Raw genomic sequence first — 22,202 nt, 5'->3', positions numbered from 1 at the left:
GATGCAATATAGTCTGAAGCGGACTTGAGTTGGTCGAGCGAACCCAACTACAGCAGGTGAGAGCCGACGCTCAGCTCAATAACGATGGGAGACTATGGCCTATATATTTTAGAATATAAGCCCTATTGAATTCTAATTGATAAGATATTAAGATTATTAGATTTATAGACTAAGAAACGCCCTACAATTTTGTGTAAGGCGTTTTTTCTTGAATATAATGATTTAACTCAGTTGGCTAAAGACGTTTTCAATAGTGTCTTCAAATACTAAGGTATCGTGATATGGAATTTGAAGTGATGATTTGTTTACTACGGTTAGATATTGTCCTCGGAAATAGTTTAAGAATCCAGCTGCTGGATAAACGACTAGACTTGTTCCCAAGATAACTAATAAATCTGCTTGGCGGATCTTATCCACTGCCCCGTTCACTACGTCTTGGTCTAATTGTTCTTGATACAATACAATATTAGGTCTAACAATGCCTTGATCAATTGGGCAGCGCGGAATACCATCTTGGTCTAGTTGAAGTTCTTCTAACTTATAATGACGGCCACATGAGACACAATAATTATCTAACGTACTGCCATGTAATTCATAAACTACGGTTGAGCCAGCTTTTTGATGTAAGCCATCAATATTTTGTGTAACCACCGACACATCTTTACCTGATCTTTCTAAGTTAGCGATGAATTCATGCCCTGCATTAGGTTTAGCTTCTTTATGAACCAATTTATCAAAGTGATAAGCAAAGTATTCTTTTGGATATTGCGTAAAGAAATGATGTGAGACCACTTCTTCTGGGCTATAAGTCCCTCCTAGATTTTCCATAAAAAGGCCATTGGATGACCGGAAATCAGGGATACCAGATGCTGTAGACATGCCTGCTCCTGTGAAAAAGACAATACGTTGACTATCTTGAATTTGTTGTTTGAATTGTTGGATTTTTTCGCTCATGCTAGTCCTCCTATATATAATTCTTTACCTATTCTACCATGACCAAATTTTTCATGCGAAATATCAAACTATTAAAGCCTTGAGCAATCTAATTGCTAATAACTCGGGTTTTATCTAATATAAAGACTGACATTATAAAAAGGAGAACGCTATGCAAATTGAATTTTTCCACGATGTGATTTGCTCATTTTGTTTCCCCATGTCTAATCGCATGCGGAAAATCACTAGTAAATATAATAACATCGACGTAGTCCACCGTTCTTTCGCTTTAGGTTGGGAACCAGATCACTTTATCCAAATGTTTGGGTCACGTGAAGCCGTTAAACCTGAAGTGTTAACGCACTGGGAACAAGCTAATCAAAATGATGATGACCACCGCTTTAACATAGAGGGAATGCGTGAAACCGACTTCAACTTCCCAACTTCAAAAAATGGTTTAAAAGCAGCAAAAGCCGCTGGTATTTTAGGCGGGCAAGATGCTTACTGGGATGCTTTTGATGCTATTCAAAATGCACTTTTCGTTGAAAATAAAAATATTGAAGAATTCGAAGTTTTAAAGGCTGCTATAGCAACTACCAATATCGACCTTGACCAATGGGTAGTACAATACGAGAAAGCTGAAACAGAAGAAGCTGTTTTACAAGATCTAGCGACCGTTCAAGCTTATGGCATCCAAGGGGCGCCGGCTTTAGTGGTCAACCAAAAATATATAATTTCAGGTGCACAAGCAACTGAAGACATTGAAAACCAGCTAAAACAAATTGCTGAAGAAGAAGGCCAACCATTAACACCAAAATTACAAACACTTGGTAGTGCTGGAATGGCTTGTAATTTCGTAGATGGTCAATGGATTTGCGACTAATACGTCTGGTTTAACTATAATATGATAATAACCTATGTGAATTTAACGTTCGCATGGGCTATTTTGTCATATTTCGCTTTTAAAGTTGCTTAGGCTTTCTAAATATTAATCCTAAAACAGTTCCTATTACCACAACTCTCAACATCATAAGTGGGGAATTTTCAATTTTTAGGATATCTAACAAAAAGTAATAACTACATACTAAGACAATACCTATAATCAATAACTTAATCCATTCTGGCATTTTATAATAAAGAAAATAGTGGATTTTATTGGTGGTTGTTAGTTTATAAATTACAAATGAATATAATATTATAAGCAATAACCCAATAACGGAACCTATTAACATCCAATCGCCTCTTTCTATAAGAACCTGCTTATCTTCACTTATAAGTTATCATGGTTAGATATCGCTTTCAAGTTATACATTCATTAATTGAGGTAAACATAGAAAAAGAGAGTCAGAAACACCAATAAAATTAGGTGATGAAAATACAAATTCTGATACAAGTATAGATTCAGACTTGAATACCAATGAAAACTTATCAGAAAAAACTGTACAAACAAATGATAATGATCAATCATTTGATCAAAAAGAAGTTATTAATGAAGTGATTTCAGTAGATAGCGATATTCAATATACTGAAACAACTCAAAATGATATCAGCACTTCTACAAAACAAGATGATGCAAAAACCTCAGAGTCGATAAAATGACTATCCTACCTAATACAGGCTTCTCTGGTGCAATTGGCTTAATTATAAGTGCATTGGGACTCACGCTATTCAAGAAAAGAAAATAATCAATAACATTTATATATAAGCTTCTAGGTTACGCGACGTAGGTAACTTAGAAGCTTTTTATTTTTACCCTTAGCATTATCTACGAACATCCCTCCTAACAATTATTCTTTTTACAATATTTTTTAATTTATATAATATATTGCGTTCTATTATTACAACCCTTATAATAACAATTATAAAAACATAGGGAGGATCATCGATGTGAGAAATTCGGCTGATATTCGTAAGATGAACAAAAATAAGATTCGTCGCATTCTATGGAGTGGTGGCGGGTATACGAAGCAGCAAATTGCAGGTATCACAGGATTGAGCGTAGCCACTTGTAATACGTTACTGAATGAATTATTGGATGCTGGTGAAGTAATTGGCGAAAAAGCCAGAGTTGCAGAAGTGGGACGCAGTACAACCCGTTATGAGATTGATGAGAGGTTCGAGAGTATCCTTTGCCTGACTTTTGATATGGTAAATGGACAGCGTAAGTTGACTTGGTGGCTATTATCTATGTTAGGTAATATCACAGCTTCCAATACTATCAATTTTGATTTATTAACTATTGATACCTTAAAAAACCAGATAACTGATATTTTTCAAAGCTATCAAAATATTTCTGTAACGGTGGTAGGTACGCCTAGTATTGCTGAACATGGGATTATCCGTCACTGTGATATTCCAGAATTGGAAGGGCTAGCACTAGTTGATCATTTATCTAATCAATTTGGTATACCCGTTTTGATGGAAAATGATATGCATTTGAAGGCTTTTGGTTTTTATATGATGCAAGAAACTAGTGATAGTGTGGTCACACTTGGCAATTTCCCAGCGCATGTCCTGCCCGGTACGGCTAGCGTTCACGGTGGCACCATTCTTAAAGGTGCAAATCAATTTGCCGGAATGGTTGGGTTTTTGCCCTACGGCATCCAACGTGATGAATACCTAGCTCAACTCAACCCCAAAGAAAGTTTGCCTTTGATTGAAAAGGCAGTGATCGCCATCATTGCCCTTGTTAATCCGGAAATCATCGTTTTTACTGGTGATTTAATCAATCAAGAAAAGCTACATACGATTCAAGAAAACTGTCAACAACATATCCCTAATGAATATATCCCCCGTTTTCAATATCAAGAAAATATGGATCATTATTATTTAGAGGGGATGTACCAACAAGCACTGATACAAAAAGGAGAAATATTATGATGACACATAAAGAACGAATGGAACAAGGACTTTGGTATGACGCAAATTTTGACCCGGAAATAGTATCTTTACGGGAAACCGCCGATGATTTATGCTTTCAATTTAACCAAATAAATCCCAAAAATACTGAAGAAAGAGAAGCTGTTTTAGCCCAATTGCTTCCCAATCGTGGAAAAGACACAGTCATTCTATCCCCTCTTTACGCGGACTACGGTGTAAAGACGACAATTGGAGATGGCACTTTTATCAACCACAATGCTTATCTAATGGACGGTGGTACAGTGACGATTGGTAACCACTGTTTTATCGGACCTAACTGTGGATTTTATACTGCTAACCATCCACTCGTTGCAGAAGAACGAAATAAAGGCTTAGAACAAGCTGAACCTATCGTCCTTGAAGATAACGTATGGATTGGCGCTGACGTAACCATTTTGCCAGGTGTAACTATAGGTGAAGGTGCTGTTATTGGCGGTAAAAGTTGTGTAACGAAAGATATTCCTGCTGGTGTTATTGCTGTGGGGAATCCGTGTCGAGTAGTGAGACCCATCACCGATGACGACCGTATCGAAGAGTAGGAGGATAAGAGATGAAGAGAAGAATTTTGAATGAACGTTTGGCCGCTATCGTCGCCAGTCTCCGGCACGGAGAGATGCTGTTCATTGCAGATGCTGGTAGTGGCACTTCTTCCAAAGCCTTGTATCCCTTAAGTCCAGAAGTAGAATATTTAGATCTAGAAGCCGTTACGGGATCACCTAGCTTTCATGATATCGTCGTAACGCTAGTTGAAGTTGGCGATTTTGAAAGTGCCATCGTCACTGATGTTATGGAAGATTTAAATTCAAAAGATTATCAATTCATCACTGAGTTGATGGGTAAAGATAATATCCATGAAATTCCTTATATCCCAGATTACTATCAAATGCGTGACCGGTGTAAGGCAGTAGTGCAGACTGGAGATTATGGTATCCATGCCCAAGCGATTTTAGTCGCTGGCTACCCTAGCGCAGATATTCCCTATGAATGGTTACAGGATGGCTTGAAAAAAGACGGATAAATATAGTTTCAACTAAAAAAGGGTTCTATAATAAATAGTGTTGGTGAGATTCAATTGAGTCTCATTGGCACTATTTATTATAGAACCGAAAAATTATATAATCTTATTTCTTCCACCATTCATCATAAACGGTGATTGGTAATTCACGTTTGTGTTGGGTTTTTAGGTACCAGTTTTCGATTTTTTCGGCTGCGTCTGTTGAGACGTCTTTGCCTTCTAAGTAAGCATCGATGTCTTGGTAGGTGACACCTAGGGCTACTTCGTCGGCTAAGCCTGGGCGGTCTTCTTCTAGATCAGCTGTTGGCACTTTGGCGTATAGATGTTCTGGTGCATCTAAATATTCAAGGATAGCGCGTCCTTGCCCTTTATTTAACCGCCAGATAGGTAGGATATCTGCTGCGCCATCACCGAATTTAGTATAGAAACCTGTGACTGATTCTGCAGCATGGTCGGTTCCAACAACTACACCCGCATTCTCACCTGCGATCGCATATTGTACCAACATCCGTTGGCGGGCTTTGATGTTTCCTTTATTGAAGTCAGAAATGGCAAGGCCGCCCTTTTCCAATTCTTCAACTGTGGCATCAACAGCTGGTTTGATGTTGACGCGCACGGTTTGGTCAGCTGCCATGAATGCGATGGCGTCCATGGCGTCTGCTTCATCGGCTTGGTTACCGTATGGCAGACGGACTGCGATGAATTGATACTTGTCGTCGCCAGTTTCTTCGCGCATTTCAGTGATGGCCAGTTGGCATAGTGTGCCGGCTAGGGTTGAATCTTGCCCACCAGAAATCCCCAGTACTAAGGTTTTCAGGAATGAATACTTGTTGAGGTATGCCTTGATGAAATCGATGGTACGTCTGATTTCTGTTTCCGGGTCAATGCTCGGTGCGACTTTAAGGGCGTTTATGATTTCTTCTTGTAATGGACGCATGATGTTCTCCCCTTTGATTGCTTATTCCTTTGTTGATTTATTGCTTTCTAGCTTAAATAGTGAATTAGTCTTCGTGATCTTCGTTGTCACCATTCAAGTCGAATTCTTTGTATTCTTCGTTGATACGCTCGCGAATTTCAGCGATTGAATTCATTTTTAAATCATACAGCTCTTGCGATAAGTCCACTGGATATGGCTCTGGATTCAACATACGGCGGTATTCTGACCATAAGGCATCCAAGTGCTCGCGTGAAAAATCACGAACGGTTTCAAGCGTTGGCATATCGTAAACCAATTCACCCTTGTCGATGATAGTTTTTAATAATGGACGCGCATTGAAACGACGAACTGTTTTATTGATATAAGTATAAGTTGGATGGAACATGAAGATAGACTCAGCCTCATTAGGATCTTCATTCATTGTCGTGATGTAGTCCCCTTCAGATTTGCCATCTTTCTTGCGGGTAATACGCCAGATTTGTTTCTCACCTGGTGTGGTGATTTTATCTGGAGAAGACGAAATTTTCATGGTCGGGACCATATCGCCATTCTCATCTTCAATGGCACATAGTTTGTAAACGGCCCCTAAGGCTGGTTGGTCGAAGGCTGTAATCAGCTGTGTACCAACGCCCCAAGCGTCAATTTTAGCGCCTTGCATCTTCAAGTTTAGAATGGTTTTCTCATCTAAATCGTTTGACGCAGAAATAATAGCATCCGGGTAACCTGCTTCATCCAGCATTTTGCGGATACTTGATGATAGGTAAGAAATGTCACCAGAGTCGATACGAACACCGACAAAACGAGACTTATCGTCCATCTCATTAGCTACTTTGATCGCATTTGGCACACCTGAACGAAGGGTATCGTAAGTGTCCACCAAGAAGGTACATTTTTCATGGGCATTGGCGTAAGCTTTAAAGGCCTCATAGTCACTTTGGTAAGCTTGTACCATGGCGTGTGCATGGGTACCTGAAATTGGAATGTTGAATAATTTACCTGCGCGTACATTTGAGGTTGAATCGAATCCACCGATGTAAGCAGCGCGCGAACCCCAAATTGCTGCATCCATTTCTTGGGCACGACGGGCACCGAATTCAGCTAGTGCGTCGTCGCCAGCTACGTTACGAACACGTGAAGCTTTGGTTGCGATTAGGGTTTGATAGTTGATGATATTTAAAACAGCCGTTTCGATCAAAGTACAGTCAGCTAGTGACCCCTTAATTTGCATCAATGGTTCGTTCGAAAAGGCAATTTCCCCTTCTTCCATTGAACGAATTGTTGCATCGAAGTGGTAGTTTTTCAAATAGTCTAAGAAATCTTCGGGATAGTCTTGTGTTTCCCGTAAGTAGGCGATATCGTCGTCGGTAAATTTTAAGTTTTGTACATATTGAATGACACGTTCTAGGCCTGCGAAAATGGCATAGCCACTTTCAAACGGATTTTTACGGAAGTACACTTCAAAAACCGCTTGTTGGTCAGCTTTTCCAGCGTCCCAATAAGTCTTCATCATATTGATTTCATATAAATCTGTGTGAAGCGCCAGGCTATCGTTGGTCGTTGTCTTCATATTCTTATTCCCTCCAAGAATTGCGATTTGACTTTCCTTATTATACCACTATTCCACAGCTAGTTGTCACCTCTAGACGCTTATATCCTTGTTTTAGTAAGCAAAAAAGCGTTAGCTACCAGTACACATGACTGTCACTAACGCTTAAATGACTTTTCGTTTATAAAAATTTGAACAAACAACTCATCTGTTTAGACATCAGCGGTCTCACAGCCTATTTAGTCGGGTTCGAGTCTCCAGAAAGGACTGCGTTTCAGATTAAGTTGTAGCTGACTTCACCATCTACTGCCTTAATCTTCCAACGTTCCTTTCTTGACGTCGACTCTCACACCCTATTTAGTCGGGTTCGAGTCTCCAGAAAGGACTATATTCACTCACTCTTTAAAGTCGAGTTCGCTTTGGCAGGCAGGTCTCCACTTCAGACTATTTTGCATCACACTTTGTGTGATACGGCACTAGTCTTCCAGTGCTACCTGCCTGAGCGCCAAAGCTCTCATCCTATGACGTCGATGTTCATTTCTTCAGCTTCTTCTCTTGTGACTGTTGGTTTTTCGTCTTCGTCAATTCCTGATGAGGATACTTTGTCGAAGAGGATTTTAATCGTTTGTAATAAGATCTTGAAGTCCAAGAACATTGAGTATTTCTTGATGTAGATCAAGTCAAAGTTCAATTTAGAGTTAAAGTCAGTGGCATATTTACCGTAGACTTGTGCGTAACCCGTAATCCCTGCTTGTACGTTGTGACGTAAGTAGTAGTGCGGGTTTTCTTCTTGGAATTGGTTCACGAAGAATGGTCGCTCTGGACGTGGTCCAATCATGGACATATCTCCGCGTAGCACATTCAACAACTGTGGTAATTCATCGATACGCAAGGCACGAATATATTTACCAACTGTTGTGACACGTGCGTCATTTTTCGTTGCAATCATTGGGCCAGATTTCACTTCAGCGTCCGTTGTCATTGAACGGAATTTCAAGATATCAAACTCTTCGCCACCTTTAGTAATACGTACTTGGCGGTAGAAGACTGGTCCTTTAGAGGTTAATTTAATAATAATCGCTGTAATCAACATGATTGGTGACGTTAAGATTAAACCAACTAAAGCCATCATGATATCTAAACCACGTTTGATTAAGGCTTGGTCCGCTGGAATCGCAAAGTCTGAGGTTTCAATAATAGATTCATCTTCAAAATTCATAATATTTGGATTTACCATGACCAGGTTTTCAAATTTAGAATTTAAGAATAGTTTTTTATTGGCACGCATCAACAAGTCATAAATTTTTAATTTTTCGCTTTCATCAATTTGCGATGCAAGATATACAATATCATACTCATCTAAACGACTCTTCACATTGCGGTAGTAATCTTCTAATACTACATGTGTTACGATATGACGAGTACTTTTCGAATTTTTGAAATTATATATTGCCGGAAAAACAGCTTCTTCAGATCCAACGATCATTACCCGTTTCGTAGACGCATAGCGTCGGTAAATATCGAAGACTAAGGCTCTAAAAACGTAGAGCATCACAACACTTACCACGAAGTCGATTAAGACAACTGAACGCGGAAAGGCTAACCATCTACCAGCAAAACTTAAGACCATAGCAACGACTGCTAAGATTCCTTGACTGATGATGGTGATGAAGAAGAGGTCGCCTTTGGTTTTATCATAAAGGATATAAACCCCAAATAGAATATTGATAAATACAAAGATAATTAATATCCAACCAATTGCCCCTTGGAAAGCTTCATAGTTTTTCAAAGGTACATATCGACCATACCGCAAAAAGAATGAAACAAGATAAGAAAGGAACAAGATTAACGCTTCTGTTGCCGCGATAACCACGCGGTACCAGTTCGTCCATTCTCCGTTTTTTTGCATTTTTTCACCCATTTCATTATATATATACTATAAGTGAGCACCTATAATCCCTAATATTCTACCATAACCCGACTGGATTATAAGCCTATTCTAGTTAAAAAACCTTTAAATTATAGTAGAAAATTGAAAAAAGCAGCTAGCTTTTACACTAACTGCTTCAAACTACTTAGATTATTCTGGTGATCCATATGGAATTTGACTGGATTCAGTAACTGAATCACTTGCAACAGATGACCGAGGTCGTTCGGTTGTATTTGATTCAACTGTTGATTGCTGTTGTGAACTAGATGACGTTGCACTATCCTCTATCACTGAACCACTACTTGAAGAAGATGATGGTTCATTCATTTGACTGGAGTCACTTTCAGCACCATCTTCAATATCTGAGTCATCACGTGATGATTCAGATGCACTCGATGATGAAGAATCGCTTGATGTGGATGCACTATCATTTGAACTACTAGTAGATGAACTAGTTGAATCACTTGAGCTTGCAACGCTAGAACTTGAACTAGAACTAGATACACTTGATGCATCACTCGATGATGAACTTGCTGAAGAAGGGACTTCTTCACTTGAACTTGCGTCGCTTGAGGTGCTACTTGAAGAGTTGTCATCACTAGATACTGCACTCGATGACGAACTGCTTGATTCAGATGACGACGATCCGTCCGCTATTGAACTAGATGATACTGGTCTTTGTGACGATGGAGATGAACTTCTTCGACTTGATGACCGAGATGTACTTTGTCCAGAATGTTTAGAGGCTAAAACGCCTGAAGTAACATTGGTATTTACACCAAATGATGGTTTATCAGATGTTCGACGTAACGTTAAGGTTGCTGAAGCATCGTTAGATGCCATGATTTCTTCACGTATGGCTGTTAAATCCGCAACGCGGCTCTTTGATGCTTTAATTGCCGCTTGACCTTCTTCACGAATTTTCGCTAATGCTTCATCAGATTGATCAGCTGCCTCTGCCTCTTCTACCAAACGGTTGAAGATGGCTTGCGTTGCTTTCTCGTCACTTTTTGCGATCATTTCTAGTAACCGATCTTGAATACATGGGTTTTCGATTTCATTCACGCGTTCAGTAACTGTTGTTAATTGATCTTCCAAAGTATCATAAGTCAGTGTTGTATCATGTTCGATTGCTGTTAAATCACTCGCGTATGCACGAATTAAATTGATTTGGCTTTCTGCTTCATCAATTAAAGTAGTGGCCGTGTTGTAGAAACCATCGTCTTCATTATCCAATTGATTAGCATAGTTCTCACGAAGCACATCTAATTCATCAATAGTGACATCGTCGTCTACTAAGAAATACTCTTGGATGGTTGCCCCGTTAATCACGGCTTGTCCGGAACCATCATCGTTTTCGTCGAATAAACCATTTAACTGATTTTGTAAGTCAAACCGTTGTTGGACTGACGTGATTCGTTCTTCAATAACCGGTTTTTCTTCACTGTCTCGTAAGTTGTCTACTTCTTCAGTTAATTCGGAAATTTCATCTTGTTGAATATCCGTTTTTAGGAAAGTGTAGGAGTTATCATAATAAAGCGCATTTACTGATGATGCTACTGCTTCAATTTTCTCTTCTGCAGACATCCGGTTCGTATTGGCAAACGCACGAATGATGAATAAGGCTGCCACACAAACCACAATACCCATTAATACATAGGCAATTTGTCGATTGTCTTTAAAAAAACGTTTGTGCACCTTTTCTCCCTCCCTTTTCTAGTTTATCGATTGCTTGGTCTTAAGATTATCATGCAATCGCCCAAAAATAACTACCTGTTGTACTTTATCATATAATTTTTATATTAGTCATACATGTGTAATCAATTTGTAACAGCGTAAACATAGGATGTGAGACAGGTCGTTAAGACAGGAGACGGTGGAAGAATAGTGCCGTATCACACAAAGTGTGATGCAAACTATTCTGAAGCGGACACCTGTCTGCCCTGGCGAGCTCAACTAAAGGGTGTGAGAGTCGACGCTCAGAAAGGGAACGTTGGAAGATTAGAGCAGTGACTGACGAAGTCAGGTGCAATCTAATCTGAAACGCAGTCCTTTCTGGAGACTCGAACCCAACTAAACAGGGCGGGAGAGTCGACTTAAATAAGCATGTTAGTTTCAATCATTTTTCTATATTTTTCCGTGTATAACCTTTTTTCCAATTAGAACTTTTATATCTAACTTAATGATAACCGAGATTGCTATAAAGCCGAAATAATACCAATTTGAATTAAAAAAAGAGTCGCAACCAATCGTTACGACTCGGAAATTTATTGTTATTGGGCGTATTTCTCGTTCATCCGGCGTTCGTACACATTCAACAATTTGGTTAATGTGAAGGTTAGGATGAAGTAGATTGCCATTGAGATGATTAATGGGATGATCCCATTGAAGGTAATCGTTGATACGTTACGGGTTTGGAAGGTTAATTCCGCTACCCCGATGGTTGAAACGATTGACGATTCTTTGATTAAGGATACGAATTCATTCCCTAGTGACGGCCAGATAGATCTTAATGATTGTGGGAAAATGACTTTCCGCATAGTCACCCAGTAGCCTAGACCAAGTGAACGTGCGGCTTCAGCTTGCCCCTTATCAACCGAGTTGATCCCTCCACGGATGATTTCTGCGATATAAGCACCCGAGTTTAGGGATACGGCCACTAAACCAGAAGTCAAAGTTGACCAACCGAACATGCCGGCGAAACCTAGGTAAATGAACAACACTTGAATCATCAATGGTGTCCCACGAACGATTTCAATATAAGCTTGCGCAATTAGATCGATTAATTTATTTTCCGATAAACGCATTAAGGCTAAGGCTGCCCCTAAAATTAAACCGAAGAAGATAGCTGTTGCGGAAATCACTAAGGTTGTTTTCACACCATTCACAAAGTAAGGTGCGTAAGCTAGCCAAGTGGATTGACGGTTGTCTTCAATAATTTGGTAAGATTCGTCTAACCATTGGTCAATTAACCCTTGTTCTTGAGCGTCCGCAATGGATTCGTTGACTGCTGCTAGTAAAGTCGGTTGGTTTTGTGGCATCGCTGCAGCTTTACCAGGATCTTGAATTGGTAAATTGGCTTCAATCACTGTTAAATCAGGATTTTCTGCCGCATAAGCACCCGCCACATCTTCATCTAGTAGGACCCCATCCACTAAACCTGAATTTAAAGCTGAAATTGAGTCGGTTGTGGTACGCATGACCTGAACTTCTGAGTTTGGATAGTGGTCGCCTACAAGTAATTGTTGGGTTGTCCCTTCACCAATAGAAATTTTACCGCCATCAACAAAGTATGTATCGTCTGTGATTTGGTCTACTTTACTTTCTTGAATCACGAAAGATTGACCTGACACTTGGTAGATATCAGAGAAGTCCACCGACTTGGCTCGTTCTTCCGTTGCTGTCATCCCCGCTAGTACAATGTCAATTTGACCCGTATCAAGCGATGTTAATAAATTCGAAAACTCCATATCAACAACTTCAAGGTCTACGCCTAAGTCATCTGCGATTTTTTGTGCTAAGAAGATATCTAGTCCAACAACCTGATTTTTCCCATCTTTTAAAATAGAGAATTCAAACGGTGCATAAGTTGAATTGGTCCCAACCCGTAAGACGCCACGTTCTTGAATATCCTGGTATAAAGTATCCTCCCCTGGTGGTGTTGCTTCACTGGCATCAATGGTAGATGCCGCTGATTGACCCTCTTCAGTTGCCAAAACGGGACTTTGACTCAAGCCAACCATGGCTAGAACAAGTGTCATACACACCAAAATGATTTGTTTCATATATTTCATGATCCTGCCTCCTTTAAAGCATTTTTCTGCTATCTCAACATTTGCTTTTTACCAATTGTTTAATTAACTAAACGCCACTAGCTAACTTCAACTTTTACTATTTTAGGCAATAAAAAAATCTCCACCTCTATAACAGAGGCGGAGATCCACGGTACCACTCTAATTTTAGGGATGGCCTTCACCTCCCCTTACTTGAAATGGTAACGTCATTAGCGAAATGACCTACTATCAAAGGTTCAGTCATTTTTCTCAACAATGCGGTTCAATTATCTATTCTGTAAGGCCTCACACCAACGCCCCTCGCTATACCAGTCGATAATTTACTCTTTGTTTCATTGAATATTTATTAAAATAGTATGTGGTTTAACCACGTCCACTACATTATATTGACATGACCATGTATTTGTCAATCACTGTCGGTTGAAATGTTGAAAAAGTGTCAGTCGTTTTCAAACAGCAGAAAGCTTATCTGGTCTAGGTTTCCTTGCTTATACCAGTTTTGCAGGTATTTTTTTCATGAGATTTTCACGCAAAAAAGTTGACAAATTTAACTGTCAAGTCAGCAATTATGCGTTTCGCCATCTACCACCGCGATGCCCTCCAAAGAAGAGGAAGATATTCCTTTCCGATATAAAAAAAGACTAGCAACGAGGCCAGCCTTCTTGATTTGATTATATATATGAATTAGCCTACGAATTTAGCTGCGTATTCTGCGAATTGCGCACCAGCGCTTGCTAAGAATTGTTTAGAGTCTTCGTTAGTTACTTCACCAGTCTCCATGTCAGAAATTTCAGCAGAGTTGATGTAAAGTTCTGGTTGAGCCATAGTTTGTAAGTCTAAGAATACTAACGATTGACGTAATGAGTGATGCGCTAAAGTACCAGCAATACCAGAGATAGATTGAGATGCTACTAAAGCAGGTTTACCAGCCCATACGTTTTGACCCCAAGGACGAGAAGCTACGTCTAAAGCATTTTTCAATGCAGCTGGGATATTACGGTTGTGTTCAGGTGTTACAAAGATGATGGCATCTTGAGCTGCAACTTGTGCACGGAACTCTTCGTATTCTGCTGGAGAGTTAGCGTCTAAGTCTTGGTTATATAAAGGTAAGTTTGCGATTTCTAAAAAGTTAACTTCTGAACCTTCTGGTAAACCAGCAACGATAGCTTTCGCTACACCTTCAGATAAAGAGTTTTGACGGATAGAACCTACTACTACACCAAATTTTGTCATGTTAAAAATCTCCTTTTCAAATGTTCTTAATTTTTTATCTTACATGATATATCATAACACCTCGAATTCGAAATATCAAAAGTTAGTGCTTCGTATAACAAGTTTTTTTATTGTAAAATGACGGATTGTTACTCTTGCGCTATGAAGAGGCCCACTATATCAAGCTTTACACTTACAAAATGTAAGTGATAAAAAATAGACTGTTTGTTCAATAAGTACATTATTTGTATTTTATAACCTTTATATCATTTAATTGTTCAGTCATTTCGCGCAAAAACATACTAGATCGATCCTCAAAAAATGGCCAGATTGTGATCACGAATCCCGCAACAAAATCCTGTTCAACCTACCCTTTCTCAAGATGCTAATTTTTTGTCTATATAAAGGAAAAAGGACTGCACCAAAAGTACAGCCCCTTAACTCGGAAGACTATATAAATTTTAAGCTGCGAACCGGCTCACACTTAGCTGATATCCGGCTCGACAAGTTAGACTTGTCGAACATTTAATTATCTTAACCACTCATTATTTCTTGCGACATCCGAAAAGGCACCTGGTTCTGTCGTTTCACCTTTGGCCCAGATTTGTTCAGCCATTTTACGTGCTGATTGTGGTAGACCAAATAGTTTGATGAAGCCTTCTGCATCATTTTGGTTGTAGATGTCATCTTCACCAAAGGTTGCTAATTCGTCTGAATATAATGAGTAAGGGCTTGTCATACCAGCGTCAATAATGTTCCCTTTATATAGAACCATTGTCACTGAACCGGTTACAGTTTTTTGTGTTTCGTCTACAAAGACTTGTAATGCTTTACGTAATGGTGAGAACCATAAACCGTTATAAACTAAGTCTGCGTATTTCAAGGCCACGCTTTGTTTGTAATGTTGTGTGTCACGGTCTAAGGTAATTTGCTCTAATTTTTCATGTGCATGATAAAGGATTGTTCCACCTGGTGTTTCATATACACCACGTGATTTCATCCCTACTAGACGGTTTTCTACTACATCTAGAATACCGATACCGTTGGCACCACCAATTTTATTTAGCTTTTCAACCAAAGCAATTGGATCTAATTTTTCTCCGTTAACAGCAATCGGAATACCCGCTTCAAAGGTCACTGTTACTTCAACTTCTTGGTCTGGCGCTGACTGTGGTGATACACCTAATTCCAATATTTCTTCATAGTTTGGTTTGTTGGTTGGGTCTTCTAAGTCTAACCCTTCATGTGATAAGTGGAATATGTTTTCGTCTTTAGAATAGTTGGTTTCACGTGTAATTGGTAGTGGCACGTTATGCGCTTCTGCGTAGTCAAAGGCTTGCTCACGAGACAAGATATCCCATTCACGCCAAGGTGCGATGATCGTCATTGTGGGATCAAATTCACGGATTCCTAACTCGAAACGCACTTGGTCGTTTCCTTTCCCTGTACAACCGTGAACAATAGCGTCACAGCCTTCTAAATGCGCAATTTCAACCATACGTTTAGCGATTAATGGACGCGCGTAGGCAGTTCCTAATAAATAAGTCGACTCGTATTTAGCCCCTGCTTGGATCGCTGGGAAAATGTAATCCGTAATGAATTCCTCACGCAAGTCTTCTACATATAATTTCGTCGCCCCGCAGGCTACCGCTTTTTCTTTCAAGAATTCAAAGTCTTCTTCTTGACCAACGTTACCAGTCATCCCGATAACTTCACAGTCGTTATAGTTTTCCTTTAACCAAGGAATAATCACTGAAGTATCTAAACCACCAGAGTATGCTAGTAAAACCTTTTTAATTTCTTTATTTGCTTTTGCCATGAATAATTCCTCCTAATTTTTAAAAATTTTATGCGTATTTTTGATTCATTTTTCTTTCATATACATTCAAGACTTGTGATAAAGCATAAGTCATGATGAAGTAAATGATCATAGAGATAAATAATGGGACCACTGCTTGGTAAGTAATACTTGTTACCGCCCGTGTTTGGAAGGTTAATTCCGCCACCCCAATGGTCGATACAATAGAAGATTCCTTGATCAAGGTGATAAATTCATTCCCCAGTGACGGCCAAATCGATCTTAATGATTGTGGGAAAATAACTTTCCGCATGGTTTGCCAGTAGCCAAGCCCTAGTGAACGCGCAGCCTCAGCTTGCCCCTTATCAACGGATTGAATACCCCCACGGATAATCTCCGCGATATAAGCACCCGAGTTCATGGATACAGACACCAAACCGGCAGTCATTGTAGACCAGCCAAAGATAGACCCTACACCAAGGAACATAAACAAGACTTGTATCATCAACGGTGTACCACGCACAAACTCGATATAAGCTGTCGCTAAGAATTTTAGGATTGGGTTATTAGTCAAACGCATAAGAGCTAAGAAAATCCCCAAGATCATACCGAAAAAGATGGATACCCCTGCAATAATCAAGGTTGTTTTAATCCCGTCCCAAAAATATGGCCAGTAGGTGGTCCAACCTGTTCCCGCGTTTTCACCAGCGATAATATCAAATGAGGCTTCTGTCCAAGTTTCGATTAAGCCTTGTTCATTCACATCGTCTAAAATATCGTTGATAGCTGTTTGTAAGGATGGTTGGTTTTCCGGGATACCAATTGATTTCCCTTGATCTTCAACCATGCCGTCTAAGTTAGAGTCAATAACGGTTAACCCTTCATTTTCAGCTGCATTGGCACCGGCAACCGCGTCATCTAGTAATACCCCATCTGCTTGGCCAGAAGTTAAGGCCGCAATGGCATCCCCTGATTTACGCATGATCAACAAGTCTGGATTTTCAAAGAAGTCTCTCACATAGCCCTCTTGCAATGTCGCTTCAGATACCGCAATGGTATGCTCGCCATTTTCAAATGAGGTATAATCTACAATTTCATCTTCTTCGCCTTCACGAATAACGATTGATTGACCAGATAATTCATAGGCATTTGAGAAGTCAATGGATTGGTCACGCTCTTCAGTCGCCCCCATACCAGCGATGATCAAGTCGATCCCTCCCGTTTCAAGCGAAGCGATCAATGACCCAAACTCCATATCAACAACTTCCAGTTCAACCCCTAACTGGTCTGCGATATATTCTCCTAGGAAAATATCAATCCCAACGACCTCGTTTTGACCATCTCTTAAAACGGTAAACTCATAAGGTGAATATCCAGACGCCGTCCCCATTCTAAGCACACCACGTTCTTGAATCTCCGCCAGTAATGTATCTTCACCCTCAACCTCAGCCGCTGCTTCAGGACCCGTCCAAGACGATGCTGAAACACTTTTGGCTGGTACAACAAGACTGATCAAGATGGCCAAAATAACCATCAAATTAAAACCCTTCAACTGCCATCCCACTTGATTTTTCTTCTTCACCTGACTAAACATTTTCTTCATCCTCCTAGATTTTTCCTAAAAAAAAAGCCCACCTCTCCTATAAGAAGAGGCGGACTAAAGTCCACGGTACCACTCTACTGTTGTGATTTTTGTCTAAGAGTTTCCCCCAAATCATTCGTATTATGATAAAGATATCATTACATAAATGACAAACGAACAATAGATTTGTACCATTTTCAAGACATCAGCATTATCTGACGCTTTATAACAAGCATTCATTTGTTAGTTTGGAAAATAAAAAAATCCGCCCCTTCAAATGAAGAGGCGGTTAATATCCACGGTACCACTCTACTGTTGACAAAAATACATCAACGCTTGAAGACTTAACGCGTCTAACGAGTTGAGCTATCTTACTTTCACCCAACTATCTCAGCAATGCGGTTCACAATTCTCCTGACATAGACCTTCCACCAATCGTCTACTCGCTTTGGACAGTACACTTGCTACTCTTTGCTTCTATGATTTAATATTCTGTTCTCATAAAAAAATGACATCTATCATTGTTTTTTAAGTTTTTGTCATTTTCTTTTAATCATTCTAATCTGTAAACTTTAGAAAGTCAACCTCAAAAGTTAAAAATCTTTTTATATAAAATAAATTACTTGATATTATCGCGAACTCTTGCAATAGCAGCAGTTACGGCTTCTGGAGCTGGACCACCGGTAACATTTCTACGGTACACACAGTTCTTCAAATCAATGGCATCGTAAATGTCTGCGTCAAATAATTCTGAGAATTTTTGGTATTCATCCAAGGTTAATTCTTCCAAGCTCTTGCGGTTTTCCGTACAGTAACCCACTAAATCTCCAGATACTTGGTAGGCATCTCTAAAGGCCATCCCCTTGTTGGTCAAGTAGTCTGCACAGTCTGTCGCGTTTAAAAAGCCAGTACCACAAGCTGCATACATCACATCTTTATTGACAATTGTTGCTTCTAGCATACCTGGTAACAGCGTTAACATTGCTTTTACATGGTCAATCCCGTCAAAAAGCTGTTCCTTAATTTCTTGCAAATCTTTATTGTAAGCAAGCGGCAGACCTTTCATAATGGTTAAGACGCTCATCAGGTTGCCGTAAACCCGACCCGTTTTCCCACGCATTAATTCATGGATATCCGCATTCTTCTTCTGAGGCATGATCGATGAACCAGTTGAGAAGGAATCTTTCAGGCTGATGAAACGGAATTCTTGGCTGGACCACATAATCGTTTCTTCCGCGTAACGGGACATGTGCATGGACATCATGGCTAAATCTGATAGGAATTCGATGGCATAATCGTTGTTGGATACCGCATCGATTGAGTTAACATATGGTGCTGTGAAACCTGCCACCTGGTCAGTTGTATAGAAAGGGTCAATTGGGTATGTGGACGTTGCTAAGGCACCCGCACCTAGTGGCATGTCGGCTGCTACTCGATCATAAAGGTCTGCAAACCGCGATAAGTCACGGCTGAACATCTGCGCATAAGCCAATAAATAGTGGGCATAAGTGATTGGTTGGGCCCGTTGTAAGTGGGTGTAGCCTGGCATAATCGTGTCCAAGTGTGCCTCTGCTTTTGTCAAAATAGCCTCAATCGCTACTTGGGTTTTCTCGATAAAATCTTGCAATTCATCTAGCACATAAATCCGCATAGCCGTCGCTACCTGGTCATTACGAGACCGACCAGTATGGACCTTCTTCCCAATTGTGCCAAGACGTTTAGTCAACTCAGCCTCGATGAAAGAATGAACATCTTCCGTTGTAAAATCAACGGCTAAAGTCCCATCCGCATAATCTTGACGCATTTGCTCAAGCTCTTTTACCAAGCTGTCCGACTCCTCTAAACCAAGAATCCCCTGGTGACCTAACATGGCCGCATGGGCTTTTGACCCACGAAGGTCAGCGTCCAATAAGCGGTAATCTATTTGGATAGATTGATTGAATTGATAAGCGTCTTGTGACATTTCCTCATGAAATTTATTAGACCAGATGGCCATAGCAATACACTCCTTTGATATATTGACAAATTTTTGTCTTTTCTAGTATTCGTTAATGAGAATGTTAACAAATAATGAGAAAATAACAAGTGTTTTTTATTTTAAAAAATAAAAGTAGCCAAGCTAGCAAAAATAAAAAGAGCTAGATTAATAGTGACTAGCTCTTCATGAATAGCATTTAAATGGCTGATAGGTTTTTACAAATTGACAATAGCTGTATCTAATAATTGTTGGTCTTCAAATTGTTTGGCTAATTGTAATAGTAAGTAATCTTTTCCTTTTTGCGCAATAAATTGTACACCCACCGGTAAATGATCTTTACTTTTATATACGGGTAAGGAAATAGCTGGTTGACCTAGCATATTTATCAAAGAGGTATATGGCATATGCGCAATACTTTTCTCAAAATGTTCCCAGATAATGCCTTGTTGGTCGGCCATTTCATAATCATCAAAGTGTTGCTCCTTTTCGATTATTTCACTTAGATTATCTGGGTCAAACTGGCCATGGATAGGTGCTGGACCGTTAGTTGTTGGTGTTAATAACAGGTCAACCTCTTCTTCAAACATTGCTTCAGACTGAGCCGTCCACTGGTCCCAATCGGTTAGCAATTGGCTATAGCGATAAGAAGGTACTTTTAAGCCCGCTCGGTAGATTGCCCAGGTTAACGGTTCAACATCCGAAAAAGTTACCGGTTGACCGCTTGCTTGTTCAATATCCTTCATCATAGCCGCTGTTTCAACACTATTCATCACAAAGTAATTACGCATGGTTTCAGCTCTATCAAAAGGTTCTGTTACTTGGAAAACTTCATGTCCTAGCTTTCTTAGTGCTTGTATCGTCTGATTTAAGGCTTCTTTGGCATCCGTATTTAATGGCCAATCTTGGTTTAATTGGTCCATGTAGCCAATCTTTAAAGGTCTATTTAAGGGTTTTAAGTTAGTTTCATTTATTATAGGCATAATGAATGGTGCCTCTAACTGCTCTACTTGAAGATTTCGTAATAAAGTCCAGGTATCATCCACACTTTTCGTTAAAGCAAAATTGATAGACGCCCCTTGCCAACCGCGATATGATCCAGGTCCAACAGCTACTCGCCCTCTAGATGGTTTTAACCCGATTAAACCTGAAAAAGAAGCAGGTATACGAATAGAGCCACCACCATCTGATCCAAAGGCTAATGGCACAATACCCGCTTTTAAAGCAGCAGCCGCGCCACCACTAGAGCCACCCGGATTGCGGTTTAAATCAATTGGATTATTTACTTGACCGAAAGCTTTGGAATCACTGATTCCCTTAAAACCAAATTCCGGTACATTGGTCCGACCAATAATGACAAAACCAGCTTTAATGATATTTTCAACAAAATACTCGGTTACTTGCATAGTCGTATCTTTCGTTAAATTGGATCCACTTGCTATAAGATGCCCTGCTTGATATTGCCCCAAATCTTTCAGCAGAGTTGGGACACCAAAGAAATCAGGCAAGCGGTCCACTTCCGCCTCCGTTAATTGATCTAAATAAGCATCGTATTCTTTCGCTTGGGCTCGTGCAGACCTTGCTTGCACATATACAACTGCATTCAATCTAGGATTCAACGCTTCAATATTCGCTAGGGTTTGGTTCACTAAATCCAACACTTTAACCTTTCGCGTCTTCACTTGCTGTGCATAGTAACCGGCATCTTCTGTAAACAACATGGTAAATCCCCCTTCAATCAGCTGCTAATTCTCTTACCGTTTCAACTCACAACCCCATTATAGTGAAAACGCCTTTATGATAGAAAGTGATTATCCTTATTTAAAAATTTATAAAAAAATAGGAGATGTGAACTTGATATCACACCTCCTATAAAAGGATATCATCAAGGGATTGGCCAATAACTGACCTTTATCCCCTAGTGATTTTTTTGGTTGTCTTCTTTATAAAAGACCTACTTAACTTTTTTATTAATACATACCTGCACTTGGGTCCATTGCTGGCATTTGTGGTTCAGGTTGCGGTTGGCTTGCAACAGCTGCTTCAGTAGATAAGATTAATCCAGCTACTGAACCTGCGTTTTGCAATGCTGAGCGAGATACTTTAGTTGGGTCAACAATACCTTCTTCAATCATGTTTACCCATTCAGAAGTGGCTGCATTAAATCCGACACCTTCTGCTTGTTCTTTCAATTTCTCAACAATTACAGAACCTTCTAAACCAGCGTTCTCAGCGATTTGACGGACTGGAGCTTCTAAAGCACGTAAGACGATTAGTGCACCAGTTTGTTCATCACCTGTTAATGTTTCAGCTAATTCAGCAACTGCTTTTTTAGCATTGACGAAGGCAGTACCACCACCCGCTACGATACCTTGATCAACAGCCGCACGTGTGGCATTTAAAGCATCTTCGATACGTAATTTACGTTCTTTTAATTCTGACTCAGTAGCTGCACCAACTTTAACAACAGCAACACCACCAGCTAATTTAGCTAAGCGTTCTAATAATTTCTCACGGTCATATTCAGAAGTTGTTTCTTCAATTTGACTACGGATTTGGGC

17 protein-coding genes and 2 other annotated features are annotated in these 22,202 nt (G+C 39.8%); of the genes, 5 read left to right on the top strand and 12 right to left on the bottom strand.

Annotation, left to right across the window (positions count from 1 at the left end; genetic code table 11):
- Positions 1-222 precede the first annotated feature (222 nt).
- Positions 223-954, bottom strand: coding sequence for an NAD-dependent protein deacylase (locus tag ACRCJ0_RS01380; protein WP_431389274.1), 732 nt, complete (start codon positions 952-954; stop codon positions 223-225).
- Positions 955-1,105: 151 nt separating this feature from the next.
- Here ACRCJ0_RS01380 and ACRCJ0_RS01375 point away from each other — a divergent pair, with 151 nt between their 5' ends.
- The 5 genes from ACRCJ0_RS01375 to ACRCJ0_RS01355 all read left to right on the top strand — a co-directional run bounded on the left by ACRCJ0_RS01375 (position 1,106) and on the right by ACRCJ0_RS01355 (position 4,870).
- Complete coding sequence (locus ACRCJ0_RS01375) at positions 1,106-1,816, top strand: DsbA family oxidoreductase (RefSeq protein ID WP_419971706.1); 711 nt, start codon at positions 1,106-1,108, stop codon at positions 1,814-1,816.
- A gap of 524 nt (positions 1,817-2,340) precedes the next feature.
- Complete coding sequence (locus tag ACRCJ0_RS01370) at positions 2,341-2,532, top strand: hypothetical protein (protein ID WP_417893926.1); 192 nt, start codon at positions 2,341-2,343, stop codon at positions 2,530-2,532.
- Positions 2,533-2,820: 288 nt separating this feature from the next.
- Positions 2,821-3,813 carry an ROK family transcriptional regulator gene (locus tag ACRCJ0_RS01365; RefSeq protein ID WP_419971704.1) on the top strand — a complete coding sequence of 331 codons (993 nt, stop codon included), beginning with the start codon at positions 2,821-2,823 and terminating at the stop codon, positions 3,811-3,813.
- Positions 3,810-4,391, top strand: a complete 582-nt coding sequence (locus tag ACRCJ0_RS01360; protein WP_417893928.1) for a sugar O-acetyltransferase — start codon at positions 3,810-3,812, stop codon at positions 4,389-4,391. Before ACRCJ0_RS01365 ends, ACRCJ0_RS01360 begins: the two co-directional genes overlap by 4 nt.
- Positions 4,392-4,402: 11 nt before the next feature.
- Complete coding sequence (locus tag ACRCJ0_RS01355) at positions 4,403-4,870, top strand: RbsD/FucU domain-containing protein (RefSeq protein WP_431389273.1); 468 nt, start codon at positions 4,403-4,405, stop codon at positions 4,868-4,870.
- A 103-nt stretch (positions 4,871-4,973) separates the two neighbouring features.
- On the opposite strand, the gene nadE is transcribed toward ACRCJ0_RS01355, so the two are convergent.
- The 11 genes from nadE to ACRCJ0_RS01300 all read right to left on the bottom strand — a co-directional run.
- A complete protein-coding gene (gene nadE, locus ACRCJ0_RS01350; protein WP_419971703.1) occupies positions 4,974-5,804 on the bottom strand; it encodes an ammonia-dependent NAD(+) synthetase in 831 nt (276 codons plus the stop codon).
- A gap of 64 nt (positions 5,805-5,868) precedes the next feature.
- Complete coding sequence (locus ACRCJ0_RS01345; protein WP_419971702.1) at positions 5,869-7,371, bottom strand: nicotinate phosphoribosyltransferase; 1,503 nt, start codon at positions 7,369-7,371, stop codon at positions 5,869-5,871.
- A gap of 493 nt (positions 7,372-7,864) precedes the next feature.
- Positions 7,865-9,259, bottom strand: coding sequence for a sugar transferase (locus tag ACRCJ0_RS01340; RefSeq protein ID WP_419971701.1), 1,395 nt, complete (start codon positions 9,257-9,259; stop codon positions 7,865-7,867).
- Between the two features lie 171 nt (positions 9,260-9,430).
- Positions 9,431-10,978 (bottom strand): cell division site-positioning protein MapZ family protein, encoded by a 1,548-nt coding sequence (locus ACRCJ0_RS01335; RefSeq protein ID WP_417893933.1) that lies wholly within the window; start codon positions 10,976-10,978, stop codon positions 9,431-9,433.
- A gap of 575 nt (positions 10,979-11,553) precedes the next feature.
- Positions 11,554-13,074: an ABC transporter substrate-binding protein/permease gene (locus ACRCJ0_RS01330; protein WP_417893934.1), complete on the bottom strand. Its 1,521-nt coding sequence runs from the start codon at positions 13,072-13,074 to the stop codon at positions 11,554-11,556.
- Between the two features lie 131 nt (positions 13,075-13,205).
- Positions 13,206-13,419, bottom strand: a binding site (T-box leader).
- A gap of 339 nt (positions 13,420-13,758) precedes the next feature.
- Positions 13,759-14,307, bottom strand: coding sequence for an NADPH-dependent FMN reductase (locus tag ACRCJ0_RS01325; RefSeq protein WP_290491408.1), 549 nt, complete (start codon positions 14,305-14,307; stop codon positions 13,759-13,761).
- A 508-nt stretch (positions 14,308-14,815) separates the two neighbouring features.
- A complete protein-coding gene (locus ACRCJ0_RS01320; RefSeq protein WP_431387687.1) occupies positions 14,816-16,105 on the bottom strand; it encodes an argininosuccinate synthase in 1,290 nt (429 codons plus the stop codon).
- Between the two features lie 28 nt (positions 16,106-16,133).
- Positions 16,134-17,687, bottom strand: coding sequence for an ABC transporter substrate-binding protein/permease (locus ACRCJ0_RS01315; protein WP_431387688.1), 1,554 nt, complete (start codon positions 17,685-17,687; stop codon positions 16,134-16,136).
- 257 nt (positions 17,688-17,944) lie between these two features.
- Positions 17,945-18,155: a binding site (T-box leader), on the bottom strand.
- 130 nt (positions 18,156-18,285) lie between these two features.
- Positions 18,286-19,662 carry an argininosuccinate lyase gene (argH, locus tag ACRCJ0_RS01310; RefSeq protein WP_419971698.1) on the bottom strand — a complete coding sequence of 459 codons (1,377 nt, stop codon included), beginning with the start codon at positions 19,660-19,662 and terminating at the stop codon, positions 18,286-18,288.
- A 197-nt stretch (positions 19,663-19,859) separates the two neighbouring features.
- Positions 19,860-21,362, bottom strand: a complete 1,503-nt coding sequence (locus ACRCJ0_RS01305; protein WP_419971697.1) for an amidase — start codon at positions 21,360-21,362, stop codon at positions 19,860-19,862.
- 249 nt (positions 21,363-21,611) lie between these two features.
- Positions 21,612-22,202, bottom strand: a 591-nt coding sequence (locus ACRCJ0_RS01300; protein WP_431389272.1) for a TCP-1/cpn60 chaperonin family protein, incomplete at its 5' end; no start/stop codon positions are given.

This window comes from Aerococcus sp. L_32 (genome assembly GCF_050689315.1).
This window is presented reverse-complemented; position numbering and strand designations above follow the sequence as displayed.

Coding starts and splice junctions, on each gene's coding strand:
- ACRCJ0_RS01315 (WP_431387688.1), bottom strand. CDS start 17,687: ATGAAGAAAATGTTTAGTCAGGTGAAGAAGAAAAATCAAGTGGGATGG.
- ACRCJ0_RS01325 (WP_290491408.1), bottom strand. CDS start 14,307: ATGACAAAATTTGGTGTAGTAGTAGGTTCTATCCGTCAAAACTCTTTA.
- ACRCJ0_RS01305 (WP_419971697.1), bottom strand. CDS start 21,362: ATGTTGTTTACAGAAGATGCCGGTTACTATGCACAGCAAGTGAAGACG.
- ACRCJ0_RS01320 (WP_431387687.1), bottom strand. CDS start 16,105: ATGGCAAAAGCAAATAAAGAAATTAAAAAGGTTTTACTAGCATACTCT.
- ACRCJ0_RS01330 (WP_417893934.1), bottom strand. CDS start 13,074: ATGAAATATATGAAACAAATCATTTTGGTGTGTATGACACTTGTTCTA.
- ACRCJ0_RS01380 (WP_431389274.1), bottom strand. CDS start 954: ATGAGCGAAAAAATCCAACAATTCAAACAACAAATTCAAGATAGTCAA.
- argH (WP_419971698.1), bottom strand. CDS start 19,662: ATGGCCATCTGGTCTAATAAATTTCATGAGGAAATGTCACAAGACGCT.
- ACRCJ0_RS01360 (WP_417893928.1), top strand. CDS start 3,810: ATGATGACACATAAAGAACGAATGGAACAAGGACTTTGGTATGACGCA.
- ACRCJ0_RS01340 (WP_419971701.1), bottom strand. CDS start 9,259: ATGCAAAAAAACGGAGAATGGACGAACTGGTACCGCGTGGTTATCGCG.
- ACRCJ0_RS01375 (WP_419971706.1), top strand. CDS start 1,106: ATGCAAATTGAATTTTTCCACGATGTGATTTGCTCATTTTGTTTCCCC.
- ACRCJ0_RS01345 (WP_419971702.1), bottom strand. CDS start 7,371: ATGAAGACAACGACCAACGATAGCCTGGCGCTTCACACAGATTTATAT.
- nadE (WP_419971703.1), bottom strand. CDS start 5,804: ATGCGTCCATTACAAGAAGAAATCATAAACGCCCTTAAAGTCGCACCG.
- ACRCJ0_RS01355 (WP_431389273.1), top strand. CDS start 4,403: ATGAAGAGAAGAATTTTGAATGAACGTTTGGCCGCTATCGTCGCCAGT.